Source organism: Prochlorococcus sp. MIT 0801 (assembly GCF_000757865.1).
GTDB lineage: Bacteria > Cyanobacteriota > Cyanobacteriia > PCC-6307 > Cyanobiaceae > Prochlorococcus_B.
In genome coordinates, this window is sequence record NZ_CP007754.1 from 1,324,244 (window position 1) to 1,337,507 (window position 13,264).

9 protein-coding genes are annotated in these 13,264 nt (G+C 32.9%); 4 read left to right on the plus strand and 5 right to left on the minus strand.

Annotated features, from left to right (window positions below):
* Positions 1-17 precede the first annotated feature (17 nt).
* A complete protein-coding gene (locus tag EW15_RS07185; protein ID WP_038653660.1) occupies positions 18-1,130 on the plus strand; it encodes a glycosyltransferase family 4 protein in 1,113 nt (370 codons plus the stop codon).
* Between the two features lie 366 nt (positions 1,131-1,496).
* Here EW15_RS07185 and EW15_RS07190 read toward each other — a convergent pair whose 3' ends face one another.
* The 4 genes from EW15_RS07190 to EW15_RS07205 form a co-directional block, all read right to left on the minus strand.
* Complete coding sequence (locus tag EW15_RS07190) at positions 1,497-2,162, minus strand: Fe2+-dependent dioxygenase (RefSeq protein ID WP_052041198.1); 666 nt, start codon at positions 2,160-2,162, stop codon at positions 1,497-1,499.
* A 47-nt stretch (positions 2,163-2,209) separates the two neighbouring features.
* On the minus strand, positions 2,210-3,004 hold the full coding sequence (locus EW15_RS07195; RefSeq protein ID WP_052041199.1) for a tetratricopeptide repeat protein: 795 nt from the start codon (positions 3,002-3,004) through the stop codon (positions 2,210-2,212).
* 387 nt (positions 3,005-3,391) lie between these two features.
* On the minus strand, positions 3,392-5,263 hold the full coding sequence (locus tag EW15_RS07200; protein WP_052041200.1) for a DUF4214 domain-containing protein: 1,872 nt from the start codon (positions 5,261-5,263) through the stop codon (positions 3,392-3,394).
* A gap of 371 nt (positions 5,264-5,634) precedes the next feature.
* Positions 5,635-6,345, minus strand: coding sequence for a hypothetical protein (locus EW15_RS07205; RefSeq protein ID WP_038653664.1), 711 nt, complete (start codon positions 6,343-6,345; stop codon positions 5,635-5,637).
* A 352-nt stretch (positions 6,346-6,697) separates the two neighbouring features.
* Here EW15_RS07205 and EW15_RS10360 point away from each other — a divergent pair, with 352 nt between their 5' ends.
* Positions 6,698-7,720, plus strand: coding sequence for a prepilin-type N-terminal cleavage/methylation domain-containing protein (locus tag EW15_RS10360; protein WP_052041201.1), 1,023 nt, complete (start codon positions 6,698-6,700; stop codon positions 7,718-7,720).
* Between the two features lie 189 nt (positions 7,721-7,909).
* Here EW15_RS10360 and ychF read toward each other — a convergent pair whose 3' ends face one another.
* Positions 7,910-9,001, minus strand: coding sequence for a redox-regulated ATPase YchF (gene ychF / locus EW15_RS07215; protein ID WP_038653667.1), 1,092 nt, complete (start codon positions 8,999-9,001; stop codon positions 7,910-7,912).
* A 166-nt stretch (positions 9,002-9,167) separates the two neighbouring features.
* On the opposite strand from ychF, the gene EW15_RS07220 reads away from it, so the two are divergent.
* On the plus strand, positions 9,168-10,241 hold the full coding sequence (locus tag EW15_RS07220) for an efflux RND transporter periplasmic adaptor subunit (protein ID WP_038653670.1): 1,074 nt from the start codon (positions 9,168-9,170) through the stop codon (positions 10,239-10,241).
* A 26-nt stretch (positions 10,242-10,267) separates the two neighbouring features.
* Positions 10,268-13,228, plus strand: a complete 2,961-nt coding sequence (gene polA / locus EW15_RS07225) for a DNA polymerase I (RefSeq protein WP_038653673.1) — start codon at positions 10,268-10,270, stop codon at positions 13,226-13,228.
* Positions 13,229-13,264 lie beyond the last annotated feature (36 nt).

Genomic DNA, 13,264 nt, shown 5'->3' on the forward strand with positions numbered 1-13,264 from the left:
TCGTTAGTTATCAGACAATGAAAATAGTTTTTTTTGATCCTGTTCATTGGGACTATAGTCCTGTTACACCATACCAAAAGCCTTTAGGAGGTACACAATCGGCTGTATGTTATTTGTCAACAGCTCTCTCAGAATTAGGACATCAAGTATATCTTATCAACAATATTAGCAATTCCAAAGAGATAAATGGTGTTAATTGCCTAAATGTTCGAAGTAATGATGAATATTTAAAAGAGATTATTAATAGTTCTGATATTTGTATAGTTATTGCTCTTCCATCTTTAGTAAATGGACTTAAATCTCTATTTACTGGTAAAGTTAAATTCTTTCTTTGGTGTCAGCATTCCTACAATCAGCCAGTACTAGAAAGTCTTTATTCGAGTGAAGTAAAGAAATCATGGGATGGATATATTTTTGTTAGTAATTGGCAAAGGGATAAATTTTGTTCTGTATTCGCTTTAGAAAAAAACAAGACTTTTATACTTAGAAATGCTATATCCCCTCTGATTTATAATTTATTTGATAAAAAAGAATCTATTTCTAAATCAAAAAAATTAGAAGATACTATTTTTTATAGTAGTACACCTTTTCGAGGTCTGGATATATTAATTGATGTATTTCCTTCTATAAAAAAAAAATTACCTAAGGTTAAATTGAAAGTATTTTCCTGTTTAAAAACATATCAAATAGATAAAGATAATGATAATTATCTTTATCTTTATAAGCAATGTGAAGCAATGAATGGGGTCGAATACATAGGATCTTTATCTCAGTCGGAACTGGCACCTCATTTAAAAAAAGCCAGTATATTAGCTTATCCTAATTCATTTGAAGAAACATCATGTATATCTGTCATGGAGGCACTAGCCAGTGGATGTGCTGTCGTAACAAGTGAGTTAGGTGCTCTTCCTGAAACAAGTTCAGGTTTTGCATCTTTAGTAAAAGGCAAACCAGGTTCAGATCAATATAAAAAAAATTTCATAGATGAAATAGATAAAACATATAAATTATTTAAAGGTGATGATTGTTTTTTAGATAGGAAATTAAGAAATCAAGTTGATTACTTTTTGTTAAATAATAATTGGGAAAGAAGAGCGCAAGAATTAATTGAAATAATACAGGATTACTAATATCATTTATGGTTAAATTAGAGGGGGTTATTCTAACTTATTTTTCTTATTAGTTATATTTTATCCTGTCATGTAGATTCCAATATTCCCATAGGTTAAATTAAATAATGAACTTTTTCATCCTTCGACTATTAATTTTCTAAAAGCCATCAGAAACTTAAATTAAAATCTAAAGGTTTTTTTTTATCGGTCTTATATGATTTCTTAATTTTACTTCTTTAAATATAAGCCACTTTATTATCTCAAATATCAATTTTCTGGTTTCAAAAATAAAAACACTTCATTCAAGGAGGCTATATTTAGTGCAAATTTTATTATATAAAAAACAAATTATCTTTTATATTGATATTTTTGATTTATTTATATTTAACTAATAAAACGTTTATGAATATTATTTATTGCAATCATAAGTTTCATTGTTGAGGATGATATGCCGTGGGTTTGAACTATCTCATTAAAACCTTTTCTTAGCATTGAGAGGGTTTCTCGATCTTCGTTATCTGCAATTTGACTTTCTATCCATCCAACACAAACCATCCTCTCTCCTTCTATAACTTCTTTTACTTCATGCAGATATTTAGTAGGATAAATAATCATTTCACCTGCATTAAGTTTTATATTCTTCTTTTCAGGAGGGATGTTAAGTACTAACTCCCCGCCCTTATATTCATCTGGTTGATTTAGGAAAATTGTGAAAGAAAGATCTCTCCTTCCTTCTCCTCCATATTGATATATTGCATCAACATGAGGTTTATAATACATTCCTGGTCCAGTCCTTGAGAATAAAAGACCAAATATTTTAGAAGGGAAAACCTCAAATTGTAAAAAATCATCTTTTATGAACGCCTCAATTATCTCATTTGAAAAGTTTTCATGTGATTCTCCTGGAGCAAGTTCCAAATTTCTCTTTGTTTCCTTAGCATTACCTAAAGCTGAATAAATACCATCTTGCCAATCACTTGAAATTAATAATCTCTTTCTCAAATCTTTATGAGTTTCATCATTTAGAAACTTATGTGCAAAATAAATCATTTTATTTTAAAACTGAATGATAATTAACAAATTTAACTTATTAATAGTTATATCTTAAGTATTAATTGAATACGTGTTTTCTCACCTTGATAAACATGATTAGTAGGATCTTTTTCTATTGCCTTTTTAATCTGAAAAAGTGCTTCTTGGTATTTGTTATTTTTCGAAAGTAATATACTAAGATGGTAATGAGCTTGTACTAGATTTGGATTAATTTCTATAGATTTTCTCATGTAATTATCAGCTTCATCTATTTTACCTAGATCTTTCAGTACTATTCCAAGATTAAAATAAGCTATTACTAAATCAGAGTCAAGACTAATAGCCTTGCGAAATGATAATTCTGACTCTTCTAACTGACCAAGATCTTTTAAAATCGCACCTAAATTAACATGCGAAATAGCTTCCATTGGATCAATATCGATAGCTTTAAGCGTATAAGTTTTAGCCTCTTCTAACTTACCAATTTCTCTTAAAATAGCTCCAAGATTAGTATAAGAATTACTCGAATTAGATTCTAATTCAATAGCTCTTCTAGTCAATATTTCAGCTTTCCTTAAATTACCAAGCTCTTTTAAAATTATTCCGTAATTATAAAATATTTTTTGATCGGTGAAGCCTTTATCTAGAAGATCCTGATAACATTTTGCAGCTTCCTCTATTTTACTTTCTGAATACAATTTAACTGCATTGTTAATTAATTGCTCTTTAGAAAATTTATCAGAGGAATTTGTATTAATAGTAAGATTTTCTTGGATTTCTTCTAAATTAAATGGAACTGAGAATATATTTTCTCCAATGACTTCCTTTTTTCTTTGCTCCTTGTCACCTATCTTATCCATATCAAGTTACGAATAATCTATTAAAACCTAATTATGTGAATTTTATACCTGGTCCAATGTGATTTGGTTGTGTATGACAATAAATAAAGACTTAAAGTCTCTAATAGCTCCTTAACTATCCATACTCTTATAGATTAGTTAAAAGATAGCCAGAGCTAAGAAAAATACTAAATAAACATCTATATAGAACATTAAATGATTGATATGACAAGCTTTTTATACGTTGAATAGGAACCCAATACAGACTAGTAATACCAATAGATTTTAAGCAAAATTCAGTGTTAGACCTGTACAACAAAATGTTAGACCATTTTTGAGACATGCAAGAACGTATAGATCTTCTCTTAACGCGAGAGACAAAAGTATTTTGTTTAGAAAATTCTTTCCTTATCCGAAGCCCGTCATCTCAGTGAAGAGTGCTTTGTTCTCAGCTGACTCTGCAAACCCTAAAAGAACTTCATGTCTCTGCTCAATGTCGTTACTCAGATTTCCTACCCAGTAGTCGTATCCACTCTGATCTAGTTCTCTATTCAAAACATTTATATATAGTGTTTTCACATACTGATTATCAGAAATATTCTCTCCATAACGCAATTTAAATTCATCACTCACCAAAAATGAAGAGGAAACAGTCCTAATATCATTCGCTCCTGAACTAAATTGATCAATCCAATACTTGAGTCCACTACTATCAGGGAAACGTCTAAAAGCGGCATTATATAACCGAAACATTCTCCCAGAATCTGTATTTAAACCAGTAACTTGATCAAAAACACCTTTCACATCATCAATTAAATCTAATTTTTTATCAGTAAATTGCAAGGCAAATGACTCAAGATCATTGGAATTAATGATATCTTTTTCTGAGAAATATTTTTTTTGTACTAATTGGCCAGTTATTTCATCAAAGTTATTCTTTGGTAATATTTCATAGTTATTATCTCCTTTGTTTATAAAGTTATAATTCAGACTTGATCCTCTAAACTGCTTATTATTCTTATTAGTATTACTCGATATTATTGTCTCATCTATTGAGATAGTATCGGTATCAGATTGATATCCAGATACTCCTTCATGGTTATCTTTGTATATTTCCTCAAGTCTATAACTTTCCGGCTTAGTTATCACTTTAGTTATATAATTAGTATAAAGATCATATCCTAGTGGATTAGCTTCTTTTATACTATCTGAAGTTAGATAGTTATCACTCCACTCACCATCCAAGCTTCCATCTTGGGTATATTTTGTTATGTAACCCCACATAGAATAAGTAAGGCAAAAAAGATACTCTCTCATAACCATTGACTTATATAAATCACTATATATCTCATGATTATCACCTTTGAATTTGATATAATCCTTATCGTTATAAACCCCATTATCAATTGCCTCTTTTGCCGCATCCCAAAGCATTCCTTTACCTTCAATCAAGTTAAATTGTGAAGGAAAAGCTCCGGGCAAAGCAAAGTCTGTAAAAGTATGAAGTAAATGCTCTAATTGTTGTGTTATTTGATTTCTTTGAATTGGTGAGTCATTAAGCTTCCATATGAAATCAACTGAATTATATAAGTTATTAATTTCATCATAACCCTTAGGCGCATCGTTTAAACTGGGATTTTGATATGCACCAAAGGTATTAATACCAACCCTCTGAATAGTACTTTTTGATTTCATATATTTGATAGCATTCTCTTGTGCTTGTTTATCTATTAACTCACCACTAGGATTCATCATTAACTTAACAGTTTCTGCAGTTTTCTTTATAAATTCATCATCCACTGCAGGCATTCTGCTAAACGAGCCTAAACAAAATATTCTTAAGCCATATACATCTATGTATTTTGACCATACACCAAATGTTTCATTCGTTGAGACAACATCTCCACTTACATAAGAGCTATTAATTTTCTGCAAAGAATTTCCCATAAAGGCATGATTTTTGCATTGATAAAACAACTTAATTGAAGTACTAGCAGGAAGAGTTATCTCTGTATAAGCTCCTTCAGAACCTGCAATACCATTATTAATTACATTGCTTTTGAAGGGAGTTAATTTTTCTGAATCCTTATAAAATAATATTTGATGACCAAGATTACTAATGTCTGATTGATCAAATCTATAAGTAACATCTGAAAGTAAGTTTAGGCGTGGAGACTCTATTCCATTAATAAAATAGCCTTTTGCAGAACCTTTATCGCTATAGATATGATTGCTTGTCTTGACGTTTACAGTTACTACTTTATTGACTACTTTTGGCATTTAGAAATAAAAATTCATTATAGATTAGTTATCGAAATTTTGTGTTTGGTTATCATTTAGCGTTATTTCCTAATCAAAAAATTGTTTTAAGCAAAACATTAGGCAAAGCTGATCTTATCGAAGCTGGACTCTTAAAACCAGTCAGTCTCAAAACCCAAGGTTTCCTTCTCAAATAGTTAGACTAGACATTAGTCTAACTCGTGAAAACTGTTGGTATCACTAACTTTCTAGACGTTGAGCAAAAACTCCATCACGTCCAGTCATGCCAATCGATTACAAGCAAAAATCGCGGTTAGACTTAAGTTAGAAGAGAAGAATGAAGTTAGAACAAATTCAGCTCTAATATCATGGACAATCATAAAAGCACATAACTAATCAAAAACCTTATAAAACTCTTCCCAGTTTTGAGACCAAAAAGAATAAGAAGTAAATCCGCCTCTTAAAATGACAGCTCTATGATCAAGTAGCACTAACAAAAGTGAGGAAAAGAATAAACATTTATGTCCAAGCTCAATGACAAATTTATATAGCGGTAGTTTTTGCTTGCGCAAACTTTTTAACAGCATCGACTCATACAAAACATGCTTTTTTTCCTCTTCAATTATTTTCAAGCAAATATTCTTTAACAACTTACTCTGCGTGGCTTTAGACAGAGCGTCGTAATAGGTTAAGGCAATGATTTCAGCAGTTATGAGAACTGTAATTGACAATTCATAACCAGCCAGGCTTCTAATTGATCTAAATAAGTTGTCTGTCCAATGTTTTTCTAGGATTGCAATATTATTGGAGTCCATAAAGCGTTTTAAAATATAAGAATGAGCCTGCTCTTCTCTAATAAAAAGATTAGTTATTTTTTTAATTGTTTTATCTTTATACCTTTGAGCGTAATTCTCACAAAAATCTATTAATTTTTTTCCTTCTGAATACTCTCCTAGCTGAAACTTAGCAATAGAGATTGAGATACACTCTTTTTCTTCTTTTGATAAAAAGTGATTATCACTCCATGTTATCTTCTGAAAATTACCTTCATTATGTAAAAAGTATTTTTTCCATTCATCAAGATCAGGAAGCTTTGCAATCAAAATCTACTAACAAGTAATTTTTTATAACTTGAAAAAACTATTTTGTAATCTTGAGAGGTCAAAGTCCTGACAAAACTAAACCATTTGGAAGCAGCATATTAATACAAACGTTAGATTAGAAGCTTATTGAGAATACTGAGAATCCTTGGTATGAATGAATTTCTAGACGTTGAATAAAAACTCCTTAGCATCCAGTGATGCCAATTGATTACAAGTAAAAATCACGGTTAGACGTAAGTTAGAAGAGTAGAACGAAGTTAGAACGCAGCTACTAGGTCTCAATTCGGCGGAGATGGATGTTTTGATCTAGTTTTCTAAATAAACTATAAAAAACATAAGTTTATTGAGCCTTATGCAAAGCTCAGGTCGATTACCACTAATCAATAAACTACTTAAGGGAAAAGAGGAAGGGTTTTCTCTGATTGAATTAGTGGTGGTCATTGCTGTTCTTTCTGCTTTATCCGCAATTGCGATTCCACAATTTACCTGTATTCAACGAAAAGCCAAAGCATCTACAGCATTAGCTGCCATGAGACAAATACAAACTGAATGTGCTGTTAATACAACAAGTACAGGAAGCTCAGGTACCTTTTTGACAGGTAATCTCAACTCATATCAAATCCAATCCGATGGATCTAACAGCTGTAGTGGTGTACAAAGTACAGGCGTTATTAGTGCTATACCTAATAATACGAGTCAATTGCCTACTTTCTTATTGGCGACTAATAATAATGTGTTGACGTTTAGTTTTAGAGGGCGAACAGGTACAAACTTCACAGATTGCTTGGGGGTGATTTGCGGCGATACCTCTGCTTTCAATATTGATATGAATACATTTGAAAATAGATTTAACCAAGCTGTTTCTGATGGAATCACATTGGAGAACAATTACTATCAAAGAGGTGATTCTATATATGTAATTGTCGAAGGTGATACCTGGGAAAAAGCTCTTGAAAACGCAAATAAACTTGGAGGAACATTAGCAACCATTAATGATGAAGAAGAAAATGATTGGTTAGTAGATGAACTTTGGGGAAATGATAAGGCAAGTTCAAATCTGACCGATAAAGGAGGAGCAGTATGGCTGGGACAAAAATTGAACGATACTGGTAATTATGTAAGCGTTGCAGGAGAGGAACAATTGTATAACTTCTGGGGACCTGGAGAATATACAGATGGTTTATCAAAAGGAGAAGAATATACAATCTTCAATTTATATGAAGGGAATGATAGTCCAGGTAGAGATCCTGGAATGGTTAGCACGGTTGCCAATAGACAATTCAATACTCCAGAATTAATCGAAAGAGGTGGAACTCACATTTTTTATGGACTTGCCGAAATCAAATTAAATGAAATCAATGATGTTCTTGATTAGTTAATAATCCTTTAAAACAAAAAATAACAATCAATTAGGCTATTCGGCCAAACCATGAGAAATCTCAAAGAGGACATTAATAAATTCTCCTCAACTTTTTAATTTCTCATGCTAATAGAAAAGTATAGACTGCAAAAGCTAGAATAGCACCTCTTCTAACCCCTGAGAACCCTTGGTATGACTAACTTTCTAGACGTTGAATAAAAACTCCATAACGTCTCCTTCATTAACTACATATTCTTTACCCTCACTTCTTAGCCACCCTTTATTTCGAGCTTCTACTAAAGATCCTGCTTCAAGTAGTTTTTTGTATGAGATTGTTTGAGCTCGAATAAATCCCTTTTCAAAATCTGTATGTATTACCCCAGCTGCTTGAGGAGCTGTCATCCCATCAGAAATAGTCCAAGCTTTAGTTTCTTTTTCTCCAGTGGTGAAATAAGTGCTTAAACCCAACAATCGATATGTAGCCTTAATAAGGCTGATTAAGCCTCCTTCTTCAACTCCCAAACCATTAAGGTAATCATCTCTTTCCTCCTCCCCCAATTCAATTAACTCAGCCTCAACTTGCGCTGAAATCTTCACACATTCAGAGCCTTCTTTCGTTGCCAGTGTATTTACTTCTTCTGAATAGGAATTACCATTCGCAAGTTCATCTTCCCCAAGGTTAGTTGCATAAATAATTGGTTTTTCAGTTAATAAGCCTAATGGTTTAATTAATTTTTTTTCTTCATCAGTTAATGAAACAGTCCTAACTGCGTTTTCATTCTCAAGTGCCTCGGTTAATTGTTCCAACACATCATCTTCTAACTTTGCTTCCTTATTAGTACTTATTTGTTTTTTTAAGCGAGCTCTACGTTTTTCTATCTGATTTAAATCAGATAACGCTAATTCTAAGTTTATTATCTCAATATCTCTTGATGGGTCTACTGATCCAGAAACATGGATAACATCATCATCACTAAAGCACCTAATCACATGAACTATTGCATCCACCTCCCTTATATTTGCTAAAAATTTGTTACCCAGTCCCTCCCCTTTACTTGCTCCCTTAACAAGACCAGCAATATCAACAAACTCCATTCTCGTTGGAATAATTTGCTTACTATTACTAAGTTCTCCAAGCAAATTCAAGCGTTGATCAGGTACAGAAACAGAGCCTACATTGGGTTCAATCGTACAAAAAGGAAAGTTGGCTGCTTGAGCTTGAGCATTCGCAACAAGAGCATTGAACAAAGTGGACTTTCCAACATTAGGGAGTCCAACAATTCCGGCCTTAAGCATTGAAATGGTTCTTTAAAGGAACCCAGCTGATTAATCTGACTAAATTAAACCCAATCATGCCCATTAACAGCGAAAATATTGTTATAAATCTCTTAAGGAAAGTTTCTAAGCTTTTTCTTAACATCGTTAAAACTTCTAAAACTCTTGAGTACTTGATTTTTACAAAATGATTTGGAAAAATTTGAAAAAGAAAAAAGTTATAGGCCTTATTGCTTTTTCGGTCTTAAGTGTTGGTGGAATTAGTTTTAAAATTTCACAAGACAATGCATCGAACAAAGACATAAATCAATTCACTATTGCTGCTGAAAGCGGCAGTTTGCCTGGTTTAATAACAGCAAGTGGTGAATTAAAAGCAAATAAAAGCGTAAATGTAAGCCCAAAAAGACAAGGAATCCTTGACGAAATTTTCGTAGAGGAAGGAGATCAGGTTAAGAAAGGTGATCTAATTGCGAAAATGGATTTCGGAGATTTGGAATTTAGAATTGACGAGTTAAAAGCTAATTATGAGACTCAAAAAGCAAGCTTTAAAAGAAGGGAGATGCTTTTTAAAGAAGGGGCCATAAGTGCTGAAGAGTATGAAGAATATAAAAATAGATTTTTAAAAAGCAAAGCCAAATTCAAACAAATAGAAATCGAAGAAAATGACACAAGCATTAGAGCCCCATTCAGAGGAGTCATAACAAGCAGATACGCAGTCCCAGGCGCATTCGTAACTCCTACGACCTCTGCTTCTTCCACAAGGGAAGGTGGGGCCACAAGTTCATCAATAGTCAGACTTTCTCAAGGTCTTGAAATAGTTGCGAAAGTTCCTGAGAGTGATATTGGAAGAATAAAAACAGGTCAAGAAGCACGTATCAGAGTAGATGCTTTTCCTGATAAGCGTTTTAAAGCAGTTGTTTCCAAAATCTCTCCAAGTGCAATCAAGAACAACAACGTAACTTCATTTGAAGTTACGTTGTTGTTGGACAATAGGCCCGAAGATTTACGCCTTGGCATGACATCTGATATCAACTTTCAAACTGGAGCGACCAAAATCAGCACGCTTATCCCAACAGTGGCAATTGTTACTGAAGAAGGTAGAACAGGGGTTCTAATAGTAGGCAATAACAATCAACCAGAATTTAAAAAAGTTGAATTAGGTACAAGCAGTGGCAGTAAGACTGCCATAATATCTGGATTAGAACCTGGAGAGAGAGTTTTTATTGATCTTCCTTCTTGGGCTAAAAAAAGAAAGAGTTAATAGATTAATCACACTTCGACTGATTTATGACAGAAATAAAAAAGCCAACTTTATTATTGGTTGATGGCCATTCATTAGCTTTTAGAAGTTTTTATGCTTTTAGCAAAGGCGGTGAAGGAGGTCTTACCACAAAAGATGGATTCCCCACAAGTGTTACCTATGGTTTTCTAAAAAGCCTTTTAGATAATTGTAAATCTATCGAACCGAAAGGAGTCACAATTGCTTTTGATACTGCTGAGCCAACATTTCGCCACAAGGAAGATCCAAACTACAAAGCTAATCGAGATGTCGCACCAGATATATTTTTTCAAGATTTAGATCAACTTGAAGAGATTCTCAAAGAAAGCTTGAATCTCTCAATCTGCAAAGCCCCAGGATATGAGGCAGATGATGTCTTAGGAACACTCGCAAATGATGCAGCTAAAAAAGGATGGAGTGTCAGAATCCTTTCTGGAGATAGAGACCTATTCCAATTAGTGGATGATGAAAGAGACATAGCTGTCTTGTACATGGGTGGAGGTCCTTATGCAAAAAGTGGAAGTCCTAAACTGATTAATGAAGAAGGCGTAAGGGAGAAACTTGGGGTCAATCCAAACAAAGTTGTTGATCTGAAAGCCTTAACTGGTGATAGCTCAGACAACATCCCAGGTGTTAAAGGAGTTGGTCCTAAAACAGCAATAAATCTTTTAAATGAGAACCTTGATCTTGATGGAGTCTATAAATCACTCCAAGAGTTAGAAAAAGAAGGTGAGAAAGCTAAACGGGGAGCGATAAAAGGAGCAGTTAGATTAAAATTAAAAGCAGATAAAGACAATGCCTATCTCTCAAGAAAGCTTGCAGAGATATTAATTAAAATTCCCATTGAACCAAAAGTAAACTATAATTTAGAAGGAATTAATGAATCAAAGCTAGCTGAAAACCTTAAAAAACTTGAGTTGCATAGTTTATTAAAACAAGTTTCAACTTTTAAAGCTATATTTTCTAAAGAAGGACTATTAGAGCAAGACAAAAGTGGCTCATTAAAAGAAACTAAGATCGTTAATAATAAGATTGAGAATATTGAACTAACTAGGCTTAATGAAACAAAAGACATTCCTCAGATAGAGCCTAAAATTATAGATAATCTGGAAGAACTTAATATTTTTGTTGCGCAAATAATGAAACATACTGATGCGACAAAACCAATAGCCATTGATACCGAAACAACCAATTTAAACCCTTTTAAAGCTGAACTTGTTGGCTTAGGTTTTTGTTTTGGCGAATCGTTAAAAGATATAGTTTATATACCAATTGGACATCAAAATAAAGAGGACGATTTAATAGAAATTAATCAATTAAATCAATTAAAGATTGAAGAAGTTATCTTTGCACTTCAGGATTGGTTCTCTAGCAATGAAAATCCTAAAACCCTACAGAATGCAAAATACGACAGACTGATTTTGCTAAGACACGGAATTATATTAAATGGCGTTGTGATTGATACTTTACTTGCAGATTATATTTGTGATGCAACCCTTAAACATAGTTTAGATGAAATTGCTTATAGAGAATTTGGATTTAAGCCCAAAAGTTTTTCTGATGTTGTCAAAAAAGGAGAAGACTTCTCTTATGTGGACATTAAGTCTGCCAGTATGTACTGCGGGATGGACGTTTATTTAACAAGAAAATTAGCAATTATTTATATTAATAGATTAAAAGAAACAAGTATAAAATTGATAAACCTACTCAAAGAAGTTGAACAACCACTTGAGCAGGTTTTAGCAGAAATCGAATCCACAGGAATCATTATTGATACACCTTATCTAAAAGATTTATCTTTAGAGTTAACAAAAACATTAAATACTATCGAGAAAGAAGTTTATAATATTGCAGGAAATAAGTTTAACCTTTCTTCACCTAAACAGTTAGGTGAATTACTTTTTGAGAAACTTGATTTAGATAGGAAAAAATCAAGAAAAACAAAAACAGGGTGGAGTACAGATGCAGCTGTATTGGAAAAACTGGAATCAGACCATCCAATAGTAAAAATGATCATTGAACATCGCACTATAAGCAAGTTGCTTAATACTTATGTAGATGCTTTGCCTCAGCTTATTGAAAAAGAAACGGGAAGAGTACATACAGATTTTAATCAAGCCGTAACCGCTACTGGAAGATTAAGTAGCAGCAATCCAAATCTGCAAAATATCCCTGTCAGAACTGAATTTAGTAGACGAATAAGAAAAGCTTTTCTTCCGCAAAAAGATTGGAAACTTCTAAGCGCAGACTATTCACAAATTGAACTTCGTATACTCACACATCTTTCAGGTGAGGAAGTACTAAAAAATGCTTATTTAAAAAATGAAGATGTCCACTCTTTAACAGCAAAAATTTTATTTGAAAAAGATGCTATTGACGCCGATGAAAGAAGAATAGGAAAAACAATAAATTTTGGGGTTATTTATGGTATGGGGGCTCAGAGGTTTGCAAGATCAACGGGCGTTTCATTAATAGAAGCAAAATATTTTTTAATTAAATTCAAAGAACGTTATCCAGCCATTTTTAAATTTTTAGAATATCAAGAAAGACTTGCCCTAAGCCAAGGGTTTGTTGAAACATTGCTAGGGAGAAGACGATATTTTCATTTCAATAAAAATGGGCTTGGAAGACTTCTGGGAACACCACCAAATGAAATTGATTTAATTACTGCCAGAAGAGCAGGGATGGAAGCACAACAATTAAGAGCCGCAGCAAACGCACCTATTCAAGGCTCAAGTGCAGACATAATTAAGCTAGCAATGATTAAGTTGCATTCAACTTTAAAAAAGACTGGATTGGCAGCGAAAATTCTACTTCAAGTGCATGATGAACTCGTGCTAGAAGTTAATCCCAAAGATTTGGAGGAAACAAAACTTCTTGTCCAAAACACTATGGAAAATGCTGTAAAGCTTAGTGTCCCTCTTATCGTTGAAACTGGCGTTGGAGTAAATTGGATGGAGGCAAAATAGTTGCTGACAAATTCAATAATTTCTCACATTTTTATC